Source organism: Pseudomonas weihenstephanensis (assembly GCF_016812185.1).
Taxonomy (GTDB): Bacteria; Pseudomonadota; Gammaproteobacteria; order Pseudomonadales; family Pseudomonadaceae; genus Aquipseudomonas; species Aquipseudomonas weihenstephanensis.
Genome location: NZ_JAAEBV010000008.1, coordinates 28,412 through 47,549 on the forward strand (window position 1 = coordinate 28,412; position 19,138 = coordinate 47,549).

17 protein-coding genes and 2 pseudogenes are annotated in these 19,138 nt (G+C 56.9%); 12 read left to right on the plus strand and 7 right to left on the minus strand.

Going from position 1 to position 19,138, the window contains the following annotated elements; all coding sequences use genetic code 11:
• Nucleotides 1-5 precede the first annotated feature (5 nt).
• Nucleotides 6-226: pseudogene (locus tag GYN01_RS20390) on the minus strand (helix-turn-helix domain-containing protein); the annotation flags it as partial.
• On the opposite strand from GYN01_RS20390, the pseudogene GYN01_RS20395 reads away from it, so the two are divergent.
• The 5 genes and pseudogenes from GYN01_RS20395 to GYN01_RS20415 form a co-directional block, all read left to right on the plus strand.
• Nucleotides 226-471, plus strand: a pseudogene (locus tag GYN01_RS20395) (DUF2834 domain-containing protein); the annotation flags it as partial. The pseudogenes GYN01_RS20390 and GYN01_RS20395 overlap by 1 nt on opposite strands.
• A gap of 273 nt (nt 472-744) precedes the next feature.
• Complete coding sequence (locus GYN01_RS20400; RefSeq protein WP_048402499.1) at nt 745-1,428, plus strand: CsgG/HfaB family protein; 684 nt, start codon at nt 745-747, stop codon at nt 1,426-1,428.
• Nucleotides 1,429-1,457: 29 nt separating this feature from the next.
• Nucleotides 1,458-1,817: a DUF4810 domain-containing protein gene (locus tag GYN01_RS20405; RefSeq protein ID WP_048365872.1), complete on the plus strand. Its 360-nt coding sequence runs from the start codon at nt 1,458-1,460 to the stop codon at nt 1,815-1,817.
• Nucleotides 1,814-2,461 carry a DUF799 domain-containing protein gene (locus tag GYN01_RS20410; protein WP_048365871.1) on the plus strand — a complete coding sequence of 216 codons (648 nt, stop codon included), beginning with the start codon at nt 1,814-1,816 and terminating at the stop codon, nt 2,459-2,461. The genes GYN01_RS20405 and GYN01_RS20410 overlap by 4 nt, the downstream gene beginning before the upstream one ends.
• A 102-nt stretch (nt 2,462-2,563) precedes the next feature.
• A complete protein-coding gene (locus tag GYN01_RS20415; RefSeq protein WP_082149442.1) occupies nt 2,564-2,731 on the plus strand; it encodes a DUF2986 domain-containing protein in 168 nt (55 codons plus the stop codon).
• A gap of 83 nt (nt 2,732-2,814) precedes the next feature.
• Here the strand turns inward: GYN01_RS20415 and GYN01_RS20420 are convergent, their stop codons facing one another.
• The 3 genes from GYN01_RS20420 to GYN01_RS20430 form a co-directional block, all read right to left on the minus strand.
• A complete protein-coding gene (locus GYN01_RS20420; protein WP_203307683.1) occupies nt 2,815-4,788 on the minus strand; it encodes an avidin/streptavidin family protein in 1,974 nt (657 codons plus the stop codon).
• Nucleotides 4,789-4,955: 167 nt separating this feature from the next.
• Entirely contained in the window at nt 4,956-5,666 is a 711-nt protein-coding gene (locus GYN01_RS22385; RefSeq protein ID WP_238936360.1) for a hypothetical protein, read from the minus strand.
• A 134-nt stretch (nt 5,667-5,800) separates the two neighbouring features.
• Nucleotides 5,801-6,664 (minus strand): LysR family transcriptional regulator, encoded by an 864-nt coding sequence (locus GYN01_RS20430; protein WP_203307684.1) that lies wholly within the window; start codon nt 6,662-6,664, stop codon nt 5,801-5,803.
• A gap of 109 nt (nt 6,665-6,773) precedes the next feature.
• Here GYN01_RS20430 and GYN01_RS20435 point away from each other — a divergent pair, with 109 nt between their 5' ends.
• The 4 genes from GYN01_RS20435 (at nt 6,774) to GYN01_RS20450 (ending at nt 10,096) form a co-directional block, all read left to right on the plus strand.
• Nucleotides 6,774-7,433: an ankyrin repeat domain-containing protein gene (locus GYN01_RS20435; protein ID WP_203307685.1), complete on the plus strand. Its 660-nt coding sequence runs from the start codon at nt 6,774-6,776 to the stop codon at nt 7,431-7,433.
• A 19-nt stretch (nt 7,434-7,452) separates the two neighbouring features.
• Nucleotides 7,453-7,914, plus strand: coding sequence for a nucleoside deaminase (locus GYN01_RS20440; RefSeq protein WP_203307686.1), 462 nt, complete (start codon nt 7,453-7,455; stop codon nt 7,912-7,914).
• Entirely contained in the window at nt 7,901-9,097 is a 1,197-nt protein-coding gene (locus GYN01_RS20445) for a CynX/NimT family MFS transporter (protein ID WP_203307687.1), read from the plus strand. Before GYN01_RS20440 ends, GYN01_RS20445 begins: the two co-directional genes overlap by 14 nt.
• Nucleotides 9,098-9,523: 426 nt before the next feature.
• Nucleotides 9,524-10,096 carry a MepB family protein gene (locus GYN01_RS20450; protein WP_241485763.1) on the plus strand — a complete coding sequence of 191 codons (573 nt, stop codon included), beginning with the start codon at nt 9,524-9,526 and terminating at the stop codon, nt 10,094-10,096.
• Nucleotides 10,097-10,407: 311 nt separating this feature from the next.
• On the opposite strand, the gene GYN01_RS20455 is transcribed toward GYN01_RS20450, so the two are convergent.
• Together GYN01_RS20455 and GYN01_RS20460 are read right to left on the minus strand one after the other, a co-directional pair.
• A complete protein-coding gene (locus tag GYN01_RS20455) occupies nt 10,408-10,947 on the minus strand; it encodes a DUF1523 family protein (RefSeq protein WP_048365864.1) in 540 nt (179 codons plus the stop codon).
• A gap of 363 nt (nt 10,948-11,310) precedes the next feature.
• On the minus strand, nt 11,311-14,007 hold the full coding sequence (locus GYN01_RS20460) for a carbohydrate binding domain-containing protein (RefSeq protein WP_048402492.1): 2,697 nt from the start codon (nt 14,005-14,007) through the stop codon (nt 11,311-11,313).
• Between the two features lie 242 nt (nt 14,008-14,249).
• Between GYN01_RS20460 and GYN01_RS20465 the strand changes: the two genes are divergently transcribed.
• Nucleotides 14,250-15,461 (plus strand): YeeE/YedE family protein, encoded by a 1,212-nt coding sequence (locus GYN01_RS20465; RefSeq protein WP_048365862.1) that lies wholly within the window; start codon nt 14,250-14,252, stop codon nt 15,459-15,461.
• A 59-nt stretch (nt 15,462-15,520) separates the two neighbouring features.
• Here the strand turns inward: GYN01_RS20465 and GYN01_RS20470 are convergent, their stop codons facing one another.
• Nucleotides 15,521-17,260, minus strand: coding sequence for a dipeptidase (locus tag GYN01_RS20470; RefSeq protein WP_203307688.1), 1,740 nt, complete (start codon nt 17,258-17,260; stop codon nt 15,521-15,523).
• Nucleotides 17,261-17,623: 363 nt separating this feature from the next.
• On the opposite strand from GYN01_RS20470, the gene GYN01_RS20475 reads away from it, so the two are divergent.
• Both GYN01_RS20475 and GYN01_RS20480 read left to right on the plus strand, forming a co-directional pair.
• On the plus strand, nt 17,624-18,475 hold the full coding sequence (locus GYN01_RS20475) for a hypothetical protein (RefSeq protein ID WP_053221380.1): 852 nt from the start codon (nt 17,624-17,626) through the stop codon (nt 18,473-18,475).
• A gap of 57 nt (nt 18,476-18,532) precedes the next feature.
• Nucleotides 18,533-19,138 (plus strand): hypothetical protein, encoded by a 606-nt coding sequence (locus GYN01_RS20480; protein WP_203307689.1) that lies wholly within the window; start codon nt 18,533-18,535, stop codon nt 19,136-19,138.

Consider the following 19,138-nt stretch of genomic DNA (forward strand, 5'->3'; position numbering starts at 1 on the left):
ACACTTTACTGACTGGCCTGCTCATACGCTCGGCGCATGGTGTGCCACGTGTGCGGGTCAGCCGGTATCAGGTGCTCGATGCGCAAGGAGGTCACCGTGACATCCTGCGGCATGCCAAATGTTGTGAAGGTAGACAGGAAGTTCAGCTCGCCCTGTTGAGAGTTGACCTGCTCATCACCAGCGGTGGCAGCTCATCGCTCAACACCTCCGGCATGGCGGGGGCGGGCCGACCAATTCCTGATTGATTTCGGCCTGCAACTTATGTCCAAACCCGATACGGCTCAGGTGGTGATTGACTTGTATTTGTTGGGTGGCATGGCCTGTGTCTGGATGTATCGCGATGCTCGCTCGAAGGGGCGTCCGATCGTTACTGTATGGCCTTATTTTCTGCTGACGGCGGTGTTCGTCTCGATAGGTCCGCTGCTGTATATCGTGGTCAACGGCTTTCGGCATCCGCTATCAGGAAAGTAGCGGCAAGTTGTAGCTGACAGGTCAGTTTGGTATTGTCCGCGCGCTTTCTGAGCCCTCATGCGTGAAGAACTCAGCAAGACAGTACCTGGTCAGCCTTAAGCCTTGCGCCATATCCGTTTGTGCGCCCCTCTTAAAATGCCCCGATGTTCATTTGGCGCGCCGCGCGTTCCACGCCCGCAATGGCCTGTGCCTGTCGTGGGCAAACGTCGGCGAGATGGCAGCGTTCGGCCGTGCGAAATACCAGGTACCCCGTTTTCCTTAAAGGAGTATCCAGTGAAAACACTGTTCAAAACCCTGCTGACAAGCACCGCCGTGGTTGGTTTTTTTGCGCTGGCCGGTTGTGCCACTGAAAGCTCGCGCGCATTACCCATTGAAAAAGTCGCCAGTGCCAGCGTTGCGTACCACGGTGTGCGCGTGCCAATTGCGGTGGGCAAGTTCGATAACCGCTCCAGTTACATGCGCGGCATTTTTTCTGATGGTGTCGACCGCCTCGGCGGACAAGCCAAGACCATCTTGATCACCCACTTGCAGCAGACCAACCGCTTCAGCGTGCTGGACCGCGACAATATGGGCGAAATCGCCCAGGAAGCTGTAATCAAAGGCCAGGCCCAAAAGCTCAAAGGCGCGGATTACGTCGTGACTGGCGATGTGACCGAGTTCGGTCGCAAGGAAACCGGCGACCGTCAATTATTCGGTTTGCTGGGTCGCGGTAAAACGCAGGTGGCTTACGCCAAGGTCAACCTGAACATCGTCAACATCAGCACCTCAGAAGTGGTCTATTCGACTCAGGGTGCAGGTGAATATGCCTTGTCCAATCGTGAAATCGTGGGTTTTGGCGGCACTGCCAGCTATGACTCCACACTCAACGGCAAGGTGCTGGATCTGGCCATGCGTGAAGCGATCAATCATTTGGTAGACGGTATCAACGCTGGCGCCTGGAACCCGCGCTCTAACTGATCAGTGATGCATCAAGGAGCAGTACAAGGATGAGCAAGGCAGTCAAGTTGTCGCTGATGCTGGCAGGATTCATGATAGTGGCCGGTTGCCAAACCGCGCCCAAACCGCTGTATCAGTGGGAAAGCTATCAGCCGCAGGTGTACGAATACTTCAAGGGTGAACCCAAGGAGCAGCAGGTCGAGGCACTGGAGCGCGATCTGCAAAAGATCAATGCCAGCGGTCGTTCAGCTCCGCCCGGTTATCACGCGCATTTGGGCATGTTGTACCTGTCGATGGGCAAGGATGATCAGATGGTGCAGCAGTTTCGCACTGAAAAAGCCTTGTTTCCCGAGTCCGGGCCTTACATGGACTTCTTGCTCAAGAACGCCAAGGCCGGAGATACCAAATGAGTGCGCGTTATTTAGCGGTGTTGTTGAGCCTGGCCTTGCTGGGCGGCTGCGCAGCCCCCAAAACCATCGACTACGCGGCGTTTAAACAAAGCCGTCCGAAAAGCATCCTGGTACTGCCACCGATCAACGAGTCTCCCGAAATCCAGGCCTCTTACAGCCTGGTGTCGCAGGTTACGTACCCGTTGGCCGAGGCGGGCTACTACGTGCTGCCGATTGCATTGGTGGATGAAACTTTCCGCCAGAACGGGCTGACCACGGCCAATGATATTCAGGCGGTATCACCGGCCAAGTTGCAGGAAATCTTTGGCGCGGACGCTGGGCTTTACATCACCGTCACTGAGTACGGCACGCGCTACATGCTGATCGCCAGTGACACCGCTGTCACGGCCACGGCAAAACTGGTGGACCTGAAAACGGGCACCACGTTGTGGACCGGTGTGGCGCGCGCTTCCAGCGAAGAGGGCAACGGCAACGGAGGAGGCATTATCGGTATGTTGATCACGGCTGCGGTCAAGCAGGTGATTAACAGCTCCACAGATGCCGCACACCCTATTGCGGGTGTAGCCAGTGCTCGATTGCTCTCGGCTGGCCAGCGCACCGGGATCCTGTATGGGCCTCGATCGCCCAAATACGGTTCGGACTGATTCCGTCAGTGTCAGTGGCGCCCGCACCGGCCACTGACACACCGTGTCGGGTAAATTTTTTAAATGGACGTCCTTCCGAGCAGGCACGTTGAGTACTGAAATATGAATCGTCGAAAAAAAATAACGCAACTCTTGAAGGCTCACGCTAAAAAAGCCAGTGCCAAATTGGCACCGAAAAACAAGGTGAAGTACATCAGCAAAGCTGACCGCATGAAACTCGCGGCTGAACCCGAACCCGTTCGCGGCGAAGAAATGCCCGCTGAGGCGTGATGTGTTGTGGCCAGGTTCCAGGGCCAGTGGTATTTGCCATGCGGCTCAGTCCTGCCTTGCCTACCAGGTGAACTGGTCTTCAGCTACGGGTTTCTGCCCAGAATCCAGTCCTGTTTTTCTTGGCGCAAGAACGTAAGCGGTTTCACTTGAGTCTGCATATAGCTGTGCGCAGCAGGAGTGGGCGCGCTGAGCATGACCAGGACGTTCAAAACGTTGAGTTTGAGGTCGATTGAGCCTGAAAAGGACAAGGCTGTAGTGTTCGAGCGTATGAGCGCTGCCAAACTGACCGATTGCAATGCAAGGCCATCGGTCTGGGCATTGATGTCGGTAAAACCGCAAACCTCAGTCTCGCCCTTATCCAAAAGCAGCCTGCCGCTAACGTAGCCCCAATCATGCTGGTCGCAGGCATGGACGCCTAGATCCAGGCGGCTCCCATCGGCGGCCAGCCAGACGCCGCTTAGACGGTCCTTAATCTTTGGCAGTGACGATGCTTGGACAGGCAGGCACTTGTCTGGTTCGTGGGTAACCCTGCGGTAGGTCAGCTTATCGAGGTAGGTTCCTGCGTCGGCAAGCCCTGGAAAGCCGCTGCTGGCAACCAGCAGGTGCGACAGCACCAAGGTATCCTCACCCTTCACCCGGTAGAGTTGTCCGCATAATCCTGAGGTCCAGTGCCAGCTGGGGTCAGGCGAACCTTTGTCTAGCGAATACCATTCGATGGCCAGTGTTATCGCACAGCCGTGGTCCTGTTGGGCGTCGGCAAGTACTTGATAACCGCTGAGCGGGTATTTTCCAGTGGAGCCAGTCGAGGATTCATAGCTGCCAGAGAGTCGACTCCCTTGCGCGGTGAGCGTCATGATCGAGCCGTAGTCATTCTTCCAGATGCCAGCCGCGGACATGGGTATAAGTGGCACTTGAGCCTTGGGTGCGCAGTCAAGTGTTGGCTTTTCGCAGGCGAGTAGCCTGGGCGCGGTATCGAATTGGCGCGAAGACGAGCGTGTGATGATTTTGGGTCTGTCCGGGCGGTTGTAGAGCCATACGCCAACGGGAGCCAATGAATACTGCCCGGGACGGCATTGCTTGACCCGGTATTCATAAACGGTATAGCAATGCTCCATGACCACCGAACCCACCAGCACCAGGTCGGCCAGCCCAAGGGGTTCAAATTGAGGCAGTGTTTGGCCTTTGTCAGGCCCTTCTTCGATTAATACGTGGTAAAGGTCAGCCCCGAGAGTGATCTCACCATCAGCAAAGCCGAGCACTACATCCGGGCAGCCACCTTGAGCGATCCGCTTCAGGGTCTGGCGCATAAGTCGGTCGTCGCCTTTGAACCGTGAGGAGCCGGAGTCCAGCGCAAAGGTGATGTCCTGCGCCAACACAACGCCTCCGACCGAGTAGGTGGTCAAGGGTGTGGACCAAATGTACTCCACGCCAGGCACCTTGCTGTAGAGCGCCCAGGGCAGGAACAGATGAGGGCCTTGAGTCTTGCTGGTATCGACAGATGCGAACTGGCACTGGCCTTGCCCTGAAACGCGATCCCAATCGAAAGCGATGAAAGGTTGTTTGGGGTCAATTTCCCCGGCGTTCATCAGCGCTTCGAACACGAACGTGCTGCGACTGTCGACATAGGCGCTGCTACTAGGAAAGCCAATGCCTCCGTCCCAGTCCAATTGGTGGAATTGTGCACCGGCATAGTCACTTGCCAGCAGAAGCTGGCTGGCCAGCGTCGTCTGGTTGAGTGTCAGCACGTCATCCCCCGACTCGACCTGTAGAGTCCCCCACGGTCCGAAGCTATAAGGTCTTTGCAAGCAGTCGGTGAAGCTGAAACTGCTGGACGCCTGATAGTCAAATCGCCCTCCACTGGAGTGCTGGCAGCGATCAGGCGCGCAGAGGGTGGAGGTTACCCATGTGATATTGGTGCCAGAGTCCAGCGCCAGCTTCAACGGTTGTTTGGGTGTGCCGATGTGTAGGGTCGAGTACCAGGGTGTAGCGCCGTTGTTCTGGTAAGGGCCGCGATGCATGGTGAGGGTCAGCCCCTTCACCTGTGGGGCTTTGTCCATAGTGAGTTCCGTCTCTGGTCAGCGGGGGTGTCATGTTTTGAAGGGCTTGTTGAAGCCGTTGGAGCGGCGGGCATCCCTGCTTCAACCGCTATTCAAGCGCATTCCCCCAAGACGATGATGTCAGTGGCTGCCGAATCAATTTGTGTGAAATAGCGTGTGGACCCCTGTCACTCCAGGGTTTTGCCTTCGGTTTCGGGAATGAGCAGTGCCAGCATGCCGATCACGGAGGGGGCCAGGATGTTGGCGACGCGTTGCGCCAGAATTGCCCAGCCGTAACCAATGGTGCGCTGCCGCGTGGGGTAAAACTCGGCAATCCATGTGCCCCAGACACCCCAGGCACCCAGACTAAAAAAGGCCAGGGCGAAGTTGCTCAGATAGAGCATCGCACTGACTTCGTGCACCCAACCCTTGGCTTTCCAGCGTGATAGCGGCCAGTGCGGGCGTGTGCGGCTGGCGACCATCCAGCGCAGCCACGAAGCTGCTTGCTCTATCAACGGGTCCAGAATATCGGCCACCTCAGGGCTGGCAGCGAGGTGATAGTCATCCAGAACCAGTGTGATTGCGCGGTTCTCGCGGGCAAGTGCCTGGCGCAACGCATGCAGGGTGCGTTGCGGCTGAACATCCAGTGCCTGCGACGCGGCCAGATGAGGCAAGTGCGCCAGTTCAATACCAGCATGGTTAAGGGCCAGAATCAGGTAGGCAAGAAAGCGGTTCGGTTCGCCATCGGCCTCATCCAGTGACAGCCAGGCCACTCCCGTCTCGGGAGCCTGTTGGCGCAAAACCTCGTGCCATTGCATCAGCAGGGTGGTTTTGCCGTAGCCCGTCAAAAATGCTGCGCACGTCACCTGCACGTACTTTGTGCCGCAGGCTGGCGGCATAAGAAGAGTATCCGCGGCTCGGTGCTTGAAGGTTTCAGCCGCGACATCCAAGGGCGTGCGGTGTGTTTACATCGCACGGCCTGTTGTTTGGAGCCTCACCCTCAGGCGCGATATCGCCAGCGGCCAAAAAGCGTTCAGGCTGATTGGGGTTGAGCGAGTGCTTGGCACAGGTCTATCAGTTGGTGCTTCAACAGATTGCCCGCGTGGCTGAGTCCGTTAAGGCCGTAGAGCGCCAGAAATACCCCTTGAATATCAGGCAGGCCACAGCTCGCTTCGAGTATCTGATGGTCTGCCCGGATGACCCGCTTGGGCAGCAAACTGATGCCCAGCCCCGCAGCCACCGCTGCACAGACACTGGCCAGACTGGCACTTGAGTAGTTGATGCGCCAGCGCCATCCGCCCATCTCCAAGTGATGCAGCATTTCATTGCGGTACAAACCACCGACCGGAAACACAACCAGTGGCAAGGGATCACGCGCCAAGGCGGGGGTTGAGCGGCTGTCTACCCAGCACATGCGTTCCGGCCAGGAGGCCAGGCAGTCCGCGTCTTGTCCCATCTGCTTGACCAGTAGCAAGTCAAACTCGCCTTGACGATAGAGCCGCATCAGCTCCGGCCCCAAGCCGCTGGTGACTTCCAAGCGTACACCGGGGTGCTCGCGGCCGAAGCGCGAAAGGATCGGCATCAGGCGTTCGGCCGCAAAGTCTTCAGGTACACCCAGGCGTAGCACCCCCTCGCTTTTTACATCCAGAAGCACCTCTCGGGCTTCCTCTTGCAGGGCCAGAATGCGGCGCGCGTAAACCAGCAGGCGCTCGCCTTCGGGGGTGGCCATCACCCGGCGTTGTTCGCGGTCGAGCAGCTTGCAGCCAAGGCTGTCTTCCAAACGTCGTATTTGCTGGCTGACCGTGGATTGGGTGAGATGCAGGCGTTGAGCCGCCCGGGTGAAATTAGCGCAATCCACGACAGCGACAAAACTGCGCAAGAGCAAGGGATCAAACATTGTTACCGCCATTCACAAAGCCACTGAAAGGCATGTTTATATTTAATTTCAGAATGCCTGGAGCGGTGACCATACTGGCTTTTCATGAAATTGATAAGAGGGAGTGAGCATGGGTTCCCTGACAGGCAAATACGCAGTGTGGGTAGCGGGGTGGTTGATGACGGGAGCAGTCATGGCAAATGACACCACACTGCTTGGCGCGGTGAAAAACGGTGAGCTGGACACAGTGCAACAACTGATTGCAGACGGTACAGATGTCAACGCCTCGTCACTGGATGGCAGCAGTGCGCTGTTGCTTGCAACACGCGCTAACCACATCGGGATTGCTCAGGCCTTAATCGAGGCGGGGGCCAACGTTAACCAGAAAAACTTGATCCGTGACAGCCCCTACTTGCTGGCAGGCGCAAGGGGGCGCAACGAAATCCTTGAGCTTGCGCTGGCGCACGGCGCCGATCTGAAGAGTACCAACCGTTACGGCGGCACCGCGTTGATCCCGGCCTGTGAACGCGGTCATGTAGAAACCGTGCGCTTGCTGATTGCAGCGGGCGTGGACCTCAATCATGTCAACCGCCTGGGGTGGACCTGCCTGATGGAAGCCATCGTACTGTCCGATGGCGGCCCCGCGCACCAGCATATCGTCACCCAACTGATCGAGGCGGGCGCCGATTTGAACCTGCCTGACAACGAGGGCATGACCCCGTTGCAACAGGCGCAAAAACGCGGCCAACACGTTATCGCGCACTTGCTGCGCGAGGCTGGCGCAAACTGATACGCGATCTGGAGTTGTTATGCATAACGATGAGCATTACCTGCAACGTGCGGTGCAACTGGCCGCCGAAAACGTGTCTGGTGGTGGCCGGCCTTTTGGCGCTGTGCTGGTTAAACACGACCAGGTGCTGGCTGAAGCAGCCAACACCATTCATGTCAGTCAGGACCCTACCGCCCACGCAGAGCTGCTAGTCATACGGGCAGCCAGCCAGCAACTCGGTGCGCGTCTGGATGATTGCGTGATCTACGCCAGCGGGCAGCCTTGCCCCATGTGCTTGAGCGCGATGTACCTGAGCGGTGTCGCCAGGGTGGTGTTTGGCGCCACTAACCAGCAGGGCGCACCATTCGGCCTGTCTACGGAGGCGATCTATCAGCAATTGGCGCACCCTGTGTGCGAGCAAACGTTGCCTGTACGGCATCTGGCGCAACCGGGCATTGAGCAGATTTATCGCGATTGGCAGGCTCGTCATGCAGGCAGATAAAGCCGCTTTTCGCGAGTTCGCTCATTGGGCGTTGCTGGTCGTGCTGGGCCTGAATCTGCGCCCGATCCTCAGCTCTGTCAGCCCGCTGCTGATGGACATTCGTGCCGACACCGGCATGAGCTTTCAAAGCAGCGCCTGGTTGACCAGCCTACCCGTGATTTGCATGGGCCTGGTGGCGCTGCTCGGGGTGCGCGTGCAAGCCCGTGTGGGTGAACGCTATGGTGTGGCTTTGGGGCTGACGCTGATTCTGGGCGCATGCCTGTGGCGGTTCTATGGGACGCACGCCCCAAGCCTGCTGGCCACGGCCTTGTTGGGAGGTGCGGGGGTGGCGTTGATTCAGGTTCTGGTGCCGGTACTGATCAAGCGCCAGTTCCCGCATCGCATTGCCCTGGCTTTGGGGGTGTACAGCGCCTCGCTGATGGCAGGCGGGGGATTGGCGGCACTGGTCAGCCCACGGGTGGCGGATCATTTCAATCATTGGCAAAGCGGGTTGGGAATCTGGCTGGTTCCGGCGCTGGTGGCACTGGTGATGTGGTGGCGGCTGCCCCTTGGTGCCAGCGTACTGCCTGAGGCCGCCGGGGCCGGTACACGGCCTTGGCACACACGCCGGGCGTGGCTGTTGGCGTTGTACTTCGGCCTGGTGAACTGCGGCTACATGAGCATGGTTGCCTGGCTGCCTGCGTATTTTGTGCAAATGGGCTGGAGCGCGGCACACAGCGGTTCGCTGCTGGCGTTCATGACCGTGTTTCAGGTGATCGCCGCCCTGGTGATGCCAGCCCTGGCGCACCGCAGTATTGACCGGCGCCCGCTGTTGGCAATCAGTCTGTGCGCACAGGCGCTGGGTTATGTCGGGCTGGTGATGTGGCCGCTTGATTCGCCGCACCTGTGGGTGGCCTTGATCGGTTTCGGTCTGGGTGCCTGTTTTGCCTTGAGCCTGATTTTGATCCTCGATCATTGCCGCCAGCCGCGCGAGGCGGGGCAGCTAGCCAGCTTCGTGCAAGGGGCGGGGTTTCTGGTTAATGCACTATCACCTTGGCTGACGGGCTGGCTTCGTGAACTGACAGGCAGCTTTGTCAGTGCCTGGTGGGTACTGGTGGTGGCTGTTGTGTCGATGCTGGTGGTGACGGCTGTGTTCAGCCCGGCCAGCAATGCCCGATCGGTATTTGCCTCACCGGGGGGGTAAGGCAATCGAAGTGACAGCTGCTCAGAGGTCGCTTTCGAAGGTGCCAATACCTCGTGCAAAGACTGCTTAAATCGATGTAACGCCATGAGCTGTACCTGCTGTTGTTCGGTAATCTCGGCGCCAGGGTGCGTGCCTTTACCGATGGGGTAACAGCGCTGATGGCCAATGACCCGCTGTGGGCGCTTGATGAAGTAGGTTCAGGGCTTTAGACGCGGCGAATAATGGTACTAAGGTGAGCACAGCAGCGGGGCAGCTTGCGGGCTGATCTGCTCGCAATGTTCGGCAAAATTGGGCTGTGGCCGTGTTCTGCGTTTGTGTACCATCATCGGCTGGCTAACAACACATGCGGTGAGCATCGGCATGTTGGAGGCCTGGCCTATGTGCTGGCGTGGACCGTAGGGTCATTGAGTAATTTAGGAGTTGCTCGTGTTGAAAGTCGATTTAACTGAACAGTACACAAACTATGCCGGTGCGCCTGACCCAGCCCTCGGCCATGTTCCGAACGATCTGATGGCTGCTATCCAGAAGGTGTACACGCCGGCGGGCATGCAATTGACGGGGCAGGCTCAACGCGAGGCTGAAAGTGCGCAGTACGGTGCTTCGCGCTTTGGCCTTGATGGGCATACCATTGTTTTTCGTGTGGCTAAAACAACGCCGACGAAGATTGGACAGTTCGTCACGCTCTGGAAGCGCCGAACGTCCGACAGCATCATTGCACCTCTGGATATCGATGATGGCGCAGCTTTTGTTGTGGTGAGTGTGTTCGACGCAAGGCATCGCGGACAGTTTGTGTTCGACCTCAAGATACTGGCATCAAAAGGCATCATGGCGATTAACGGTAAAGGCGGTAAGCGCGCTATCCGGGTTTATCCACCGTGGGTCAAACCTGTCGCCAAAGAAGCCGTCAGAACACAGCAATGGCAACTGCGATACTTCCTTGCTCTTGAACAAAGCGGACACGCCGATTCTGCAAAAGTGCGTCAGCTCTTTGGAGGTTAAGCGCCTTATTCGTCATTCTTGAGTGCGCTGGATTAGCCCGGTGCTCAACGATGTATCCGTCACCGATCAATAGCCTGTGCTCGTTTCGGCTGCGCAGTGATCGTGCGAAGCGCCCGTTCGTGCGTCTAAACGCCCGAAGCCGAGTCCGCATGGGGCAGCTCCCGCCCCGTGATTTATCGCTACGGGTGCGGGCTTTTTCAGACTGGGCTACGGCCCTGATCGCAGGTAATCCACTGTGGGCGCTTAGTAGTGCCTGGCCACTCAAAGGTCGCCTTATACCGGGGGAGGCGCCCCGGTCAGGGGCGCATGGATCAATTGGCCAGCATTTGCGGACGACGCTTCAAACGGCGCTTGATAAAGACCGCCAGGCAAATCAGGACCAGCGCCAGCACGCTGAAAAACACTGTATTGAACCAGGGGAAGGGTTCAGTGCGGCTGTTGGTGGCTTCGATCGCAGTGATGTTGGGGAACACCGAGAAAATCTTGATGCGCCAGCCGTAGTAACGAATCAAGGCCAGTTGGTTGGCATCGCGCGAATACCCTTGGGCCTTGGCCTGGATGTCAGCTGAGTCGAACTTGAAATACCACGGAAAGGACCAGCCCGTGTCCTCATTGCGATACACCATCACCTCTTTGGTGACCGGGTCTTCAGTGTTGATGAAGTAAACATCCCGGGTCGGGCCGTCAGCGGGGTTTTCTGCGTTGATCACGCCGTTGTGATCGACCCGTTTGACTTCCACGCCCGTGACCATCACCACATCGTGTTGGGGCAGAAAGTAAAACAACCCTAGCCCAACCGCGCCCACTGCAAGCAGGGCGGTGCCCAGTAATATGCCCTTGAGCCACTTCATGCAATAACCACGCACATATTGATAATTCCTGAGGGTGTTAATTGAACCGGTGGCGACGTCAACGTGGCCTGATCCGTCTTTTTAGCCGCCACCGAACGCTGCGTTCGGTGGCGAAGGTTTTGCTGAGGATTTAACCCGGATTTACGGCGCACCTTATCGCAGTCTGCGCCAATGACTACAAGTTCAGAGCGCGCTTCCTACATGATTTGTATCAGTTTAGTTACCGATAGCCGGTCCCTTCACCCGTGTGACCAAAAAAGATGGGACGCTGGGCGATTCAAGTTGCCGGAAACGATCATGCGTATGAAAAAATGCTCCAGCCAAAGGCCGGAGCATTTTATGAGGGTAAACAGCTTTTAAACGCTACCCGGTAATCAGAATGTCAGTGATAGCGTAATCGTTGCCGGTGGCGCCTTGCGGTTCGTGACCATGAATCTCCAGTCGCATTGAAGTTGCGGTTGCAATAAAGCTCCCTTTGAGCGGTGTCCATGACCTCGAGTTAAAGGTCTTAATGGTTGTAACATTCTCGGTCTCACGGGTTTTTAGCGATAATTTTGGCAGGGGAGCTGCTCCGTTGAGGGTGCATGCGAGGAGGCTGAAATCGTATTGCGCGCCAGCTTCAAGCCCCGTTAGGTCTTTGTACAAAACAACGCCCACGCCACCAGTGCTGGCCGTCCCATTGGCCACACAGCTTTTGCCCTGGTGATGGTAGGACTTCATTTCCCCATTGGCTGCCGAACCTGCAATCCAGCCGTTCCAACCGGCTGTAAAGGGTGTGAAGTCTTTGAAACCTGAGCGTACGATCAATTGCAACACAGGGAAAACCACCGCTTGGTTTTCATGAGTGCTGCCATCGGCGGTTACTTTGCAGGTAAAGATCAATGGACTCTCGTTTTTCAACATTAATAGCTCAGTGCGTTTCAAGGCAGCCGTAAGGCCTGCATAGACTTCGGCAGGCGTAATGACGGTGCCCAGATACACATTGATGGTGTAGGGGGCTCCGCTCTTCAACGTCCCGTCACCACGCAACCAGACCCGTTGCCCTGCCAGTGCAAACCACCAGGCCTCTTCGTAGGTGTTGTCATTGACAGTGATGGTGGCATCCCCGGCGAACGTGCGGATATCCAGAATTCCATTCTGGGTAGCTGGCGGTGTCGCTTGGGGCACGACGGGGGTAGGTAAGCGAACTGGCCCGCTGATATTCAACGTCAGGGTTTCGGACGATGCCATCTTGCAGGCACTGGTAACGGTGTAGCGGATCAGGGTTTGTTTACCCGCGCCGTGAATGACTGCCTCTCTGGGGATGTCGAAATCGACATGGCCCGCTTCACGGTTGCCAGTTTTTGGCGCCAGCGATAGATGCGTGCCGTCCGGTTGGGTCCATTGCACATTAATTGTCTGGTGTTCGCTGATTCGTTCGTACGCTACCCGTACGGTCACACCGTCGCGGCCGTTCCAAATCGTCAGATCTGAGCCCACGGCTTGTAGGACAGCTGGAACTGGCAGCACTAGGTTTTCTTGAACCATGCCCAGCGTCAACAGAGGGAATTTCGTCGCGCTGGCTTTATCTTTCAGGCCATTGAAGTTAACTGCAAAGTGCACGTGGAAGGGTTGGCAATCGGCCAACTTTTGCAACTCGTTCCGAGGCAAGGGCGTATTGACCCCCTCTGCCAGCCACTGGGCACTGACGGGTACGCCTTCCAAAACCTCAAAGCTGTAGGGTGTGCCGTCTTCAAGCTCACCCGTCACCCATAACCAACACGGTTGTTCTAGTGTTATGTAGGGCCACGGCATAACGCTGGCATCAGCGTCACCGGCGAATGTATTGAGATCCAGTGTTTTACCGGTGGCCTGCTCAACCTCGGGCAAGGGTAAGCGACTGACATTGAGAACGTTCACCACGCGTTCTGGCGACGTCACCTCGATACCGTTGACACTGACGGTGTAAGTCAAGGTAATCGGTTGACCAAAATTGGCACTGATCGCCGAGGCTGGCACAACAAATTCAAGGCTGGTTTCGTTATCCTGCACCGTTCGGCACTCGAGTACGGGTGATCCCGGCCCCGAGGTGCCAATAAACGCAGGGCAAACAATATCTCCAGCTTCTATGCCATCGTAAGTAATGACGATGTGCGCACCCTTAACCGTATTGACCGGGTTAACCATCCACCCTTGTTCTGCGCAATCCACTGACTCCTTGAGGTGCGGTGGTGGTAAGTCCAGCGCCGGGTCCACGCGTAAGAGTGTGGTCGTGCGCAGGTGAAAGTCTTGAGCATTGAGCGGCAGCGGATTTTCATGCACAGGATCATTGGGTACCGGAAGGATCGGGTCAACACCGTCCCATATAACGCCCAAGTGGGTAGTCAAGGAGGAATAGTCCATTCGGCGCCCCATCCAAGCACGGGACAGAGTGAACCTGAAAACATGGTCGGCTGTCGCTTCGGCCTCTGTTACCAGGTGGTCAAATGCCACCCAAATGAATTGATACGGTGTCACATGCTGGTCACCCGCAATGGTGATAAACAATCGCTGCCCGGCTTGAATCATCGGCCATGCCTTGAGGCTGATCGTTTCATCCCCTTGAAACTTGAACATATCCAACACAACCGTAGGATCCGTGGGGCTATTGGGTTTGGCGTGTTCAAATACTGGCAGCGATGCGCGCAAATCTGCTTCTCGCACGTCCTGGATCTCTAACTCCAGCACCAATGATTCCTTAACTCTGCCACTCACCTTGGCGGTGTACCAGATCAGTACCGTGTGACCTATGCAGGTGCTCACATATTCCCAAGGTATTTGAACCTCGACACTGTCCCTGCTGCTGCCAGTTACCACAATCGGCTGGAACGTGGGCAATGCCTGATCCTTGATCACCCAGTACAGAGTAACCGGAGCATCCTGCAGGCCCTCAACGGTAATGGTCGCTACAGTTCCCTCTTTGGCATCAAGGGGGTACAGCAAGTTGTTGTTGGATGCATGCCTGATGGTTGGGTAGGGCAGTTCGGGGTTGGCAGCGATAGTGTGCAGGTCAGTGAGCGTATCAGGCAGTCTTTTAGTCATCCGGTAGTGCTCCAGTTCAATATCAGATAGGTAGCCATCGAACCTATCTAGCAGGAGGCAAGAGCAGACTGGCTACTGTCAAAGTTGACAGTTCGACCGAAAAAGAGCCGCGGTGGTACGACTGAATTGTACGAAGTCGATCAAACATCCCTCGACGCGCATTTGCACGGCAATGAGCCCGTCCTCAGGCTTATACTGGCCGCCAACGCAATTAACCTTATTCAAACGAACCGAGATACCTCATGAGCCGTTCCCTCTCTATGACCCCGGCGCGCACGGCGGTTGCGCCGCTGGTGGCTTTTATTTTGCTGTTGCTGGGGGCCGTGTTTTTGCAAAACAGCGTCGGCTCACGTCAAGTGTTATTGCTGGTGGTCGGGGCGGCGCTAGGGCTGACGCTTTATCACGCGGCTTTCGGTTTTACCTCGGCCTGGCGGGTGTTTATCAATGATCGGCGTGGCGCCGGCTTGCGTGCGCAAATGGTGATGCTGGCGGTGGCGGTGGTGTTGTTCTTCCCGGCACTGGCTGCGGGAACGTTGTTCGGTCAGCCGGTGGTCGGATTGGTAGCGCCCATCGGGGTGTCGGTGGTGGTGGGTGCGTTTATTTTCGGCATCGGCATGCAACTGGGCGGGGGCTGCGCATCGGGTACGCTGTTCACGGTCGGTGGCGGTAATGCGCGCATGCTGGTGACATTGTTGTTTTTTATCTGCGGGTCATTGATCGCCACTCATCACGTTGACTGGTGGTTTTCACTGCCGTCGTTCCCGGCCACCTCCATCGTCAAAAGCTTTGGGGTCGTGCCCGCATTGCTCGTGAGCCTGGCCGTCTTTGCCTTGATTGCGGCGGTCACGGTACACCTGGAAAAGCGTCGTCATGGTGCACTTGAAGTCCCGGTGGCCAGCCAGCAGCCGGGGCTACGCCGCTTCTTGCGCGGGCCGTGGCCCTTGGTCTGGGGGGCGATTGGGTTAGCGCTGCTCAATTACGCCACGCTGGCGCTGGCCGGGCGGCCGTGGGGCATCACCTCGGCGTTCGCGTTGTGGGGGGCCAAAGCGGTCACTGCGCTGGGAGTCGATGTCAGCAGTTGGGGGTTCTGGCAGATCCCCGGGAATGCCAAGGCGCTGGCCGCACCCGTGTGGCAAGACGTCACCAGCGTGATGAACGTCGGCATCATTCTGGGCGCTTTAATGGCGGCTGGACTGGCAGGGCGATTCGCACCCAGCCTGAAAATCCCGGCGCGTGCGCTGTTGGCGGCTGTCATCGGGGGGCTGTTGTTGGGGTATGGGTCGCGTATGGCCTACGGTTGCAACATTGGCGCGTATTTCAGTGGCATCGCCTCGGGCAGCCTGCATGGCTGGGCGTGGTTAGTCGCGGCATTTATTGGCAACAGCGTGGGTGTGCGCCTGCGTCCGTTTTTCTTTGCCGGCGAGCGCCCTCAGGTGGCTTTGAGCGGTTGCTGATGGCAGGGCCCGCCAGGGCAATGAGTTGATCCTCAAGCCGTGGCGGGCCTTCTTTGCGTTTACAGGTTAGGCAGCTGCCCGATACGGCCCATCATTTCGGTGACAATTTGCAGGTCCAGCATGAACTGCTCAACAGTCTTGAACTCGTTGTCAGTGTGCCCGGTGTATTTGACGTTAGGCATGGCCAGGCCAAATTGCACGCCGTTGGGCAGGTCGTGCACCGAGGTGGCGCCTGCCGACGACTCGAACTTATGCTCCAGGCCCAGGTTTTCGGTGGCGACGGCCAGCAGCGCCTTGACCCACTCACCTTCAGGGTTGCGATACATCGGCTCAGCGATGGTGTAATCGAAGGTCACCGGGGTTTTCGTGCTGGCGCTCCAGGCGCCGAGTTTGTCGGCGATTTCTTTCTTCAGCACCTCGGGTGACTTGCCTTTTGGCACGCGCAGGTTAACCGCCAGTTTCAAGCCTTTGTCATCCAGGCCGACATAGGTCAGCGAGGTGGTCAACGGCCCCATGAAGGCATCCTTGAACCCGACGCCGAGTTTTTCGCCGGTGTAATCCAGCCCCCAATTTTCGGACGCATAACGCGCAGCGTCGGTGATGTGGTTGGACTTGAGCGCGACTTTGCCGTTCAGACCGTGAATGAAGTCGAGCATGCGCGCGACAGGGTTGACCCCCGATTCAGGCTCGGACGAGTGGGCGGATACGCCTGTGACGGTCAGGAGTACGTCCTTGCCGACGACCTTGGCGTTTACCTCGAAGTCACCGCCATTGCGCTTGGCATACTCGGCCCCGGCTTTGTTCAACTCGCCAGCCAATTCGGCCGGTTTGTCCGTCACCAAGGTGGCCACCGACGTCGATGGAATCTGGTTGGTGGCCATGCCGCCCGTCAACGAGATGATTTCAGCGCCCTGGCCCAGACCGTCGCGGCGCGCGAAGTTGGCCATGACGGTGCCGTAGCCCTTTTCTGCAATCACCACCGGGTAGCCACCGTCCAGCGCCAAGTTGTACTGGGGCGTCGGGTTATGCTCGAAGTAGTACGGCATGGCGTCGCCCGAAGTCTCTTCGGTGGTATCGACCAGCAGCTTGAAGTTGCGCGCCAGCGGCAGTTTTTCTTCTTTGATCACCTTCATGGCGTAAAGGGTGACCACGATACCGTTCTTGTCATCTTCTGTGCCGCGGCCGTACATGCGGTCACCGATCAGCGTGACCTTGAACGGATCAAGGCGTGTGCCGTCTTTGAGCACCCAGTTTTCAGGGGTGACGGGTACCACATCGGCATGGGCGTGAATGCCCACCACTTCATCGCCGTTGCCGTCGAGGGAGATCTCATAGACGCGGTTATCGACGTTGCGAAACTTCAGGCCAAAACTCTCGGCCAGGCTTTTGATCTTGTCGGCGATTTTGATGAATTCAGGGTTTTCATGTTGCGCCACGCCCTCGACCGTCACGGTGGGGATTGCCACCAATTCACGCAGCGTTTCGGTTGCGGCCTTGCCGTACTTCACGCGCGTATACAAGCCCAGCAGGCGATGAATCTCGTTTTGCTGTTCAGCGTTAAGCGGCTTGTTGGCGAGAAAAGCGTCGAGGGTCGCGCCGAGGTTATCGGTCTTCGCCAGCTCGCTTTTGCTCAGGACAGTCACGAACTGCCTGAAGTCGTTGATCGAAGCGTCATTGAAGCTTTTCAAAATCGCCGCGCTTTGTTGCGGGGTGATGTTGGCGTTGGCGACGCTGGTGAACGAGGACAAGGCCGCCAGTACCAAGGTGGCCGCAGCCAGTTTTTTCAGGGAGAAATCCATTGCGATGGGCATTCCTTTGCAGGTAATGAGTGAGTCGGTGGTTAAGTTGCTACAAAACTTTTCCAAGCTAACACCCCATCGTCGCGCAGGCAGCCCCTCAAATGCGATCTGTCGCACAGAAATGTAAAAGCGACGCACAAAAGAAAGTACTGGGGGCTACGGGTCTGTAAAGCCACGTCATTCGGCCACTGGCCACCGCAAACAGAACCTCCATCAGAGCTTGATGCGCAGGGAAGTGTTATGTTTGCGGGCGTCCGCTCTCTGCGCGTACGTGACTCACTCAAGTATTGAAGGGTTAAACGTGTACAACTCTCGTGCGCAGGAGTTTGAAGGGACGTTAGCGGTTGCATATAAGGAAATATGATGCGTTTGTTGACACGGAAAAAAAGTTTAGCCCTATCCGCACTATTGAGTTGGGTCCTGAGTTCATCGGTTGCGGCGGCTCCAGACAGCCCCACAAGGCCAACACCGTTGGGCGGTGATTTTTCGATGTTGGCTTCCGCCAAATACGCTTATATGCGTGGCGATGTGATTCCTCCTGAAATGCAACGTATATCGCTGTTCTTTCAGGGGCAGGAATACTCTCCCTTGGGGGCCAGAGAGATCCACCAACTCAAAGTCCTGCCTGCCCGCCAAGAAGGCCAGCCGATGCTGCTGGCCACGACTGTTGGCGATACCGCCGTAGGCACTGTACTGATCAGGGTGCAGCACGGTGTCCCTCTGTCGCGTGTATTGAGTCGTTCTAAAAGTTTTGGGCGTCCCGATCTTGGGGTGGTGCAACCGGGACGGCCGGACGTATTGATTTTTCCTGACAATGGCCGGGCATTGTTAACCAACACGGGGCAGGTGCTTTGGTTTGATGCTAATTCGGATTGGCGATGTGATGTTGCGGGCACGCTGGTAGCTGTCTCCCCTGACAATCGCTGCGGTGCTTATATAACCCATAAGGGATTGACCACCGCCACTCAGGATGGGCGTCAAAGTTTTTTTCCGCTGACGGATGAAGACTCAGCTCGGCACCTCTGGCCCCTATCGCAAACGGCCACTGCCCAAGGTCGCAAGGCGTTTGAAGCGGGAATGCGAGACTTTGAACCGCGACGCTATGAGGAGGAATCACGTGTCATCTGGTTTGCAGAGCACCTGCGGTGGATGGGGTCATCGTGCCAGTTAGAAGGGCTTGGCAGGACGTCGGTTTTGATAAAGAAGGGATGCTGAGCCATGTTTATTTTTTCTCACTGCGCGCGAGCAGTGTTCACTGTCCTGGTGTGTCTGATGTTGGCAAGTTGTGCGTTTAACAGGGCCAACTCGGATAAAAAATTATTTTCCCGGGATGTTCCGAAAGACCAAACGGAGCTGCAACTGGATGTGCGCTTCAGTCGTTCGCCTGACTACTCACCTCCACAGGGCGATCTCGTTAAACAGTTCGCTAGCAGCAACCCGCGCCTGGAGTTCAGTTCCTTTAAAAAAAACCCGGTACTGGACCTGAGGTTTCACATGGCCTTAACGATACTGCCGGTGCCTTATTGGGTTCCGACCATGCACATCGACTGGAGCTTTACTGACGTGCGCGGCGAGAAACTCGATGACCTCAACTATCGCTTTGTGTTGCCGTCACGCAGTGGCTGGCACAGCACACACAGTTTTGCGTTGAACTACCGTACCCGCGTAGGGCATGAATCGATAACGTTGGCGTTCAGTCCCGATGTTCGTTGCGAACGGCAATTCACGGCCGTGACTCCGATCTATGGCGACACGTTGACCCTCAGTGCTCAATTTCCGCAGGGGGGCGGTTGTTTGCAAGTCTGTGATTCTGCCACCGAGAGTTCAAATACCTGTGCGTACAGACCTAAAGGAACCAATCTGTCTATCAGGCCTTAA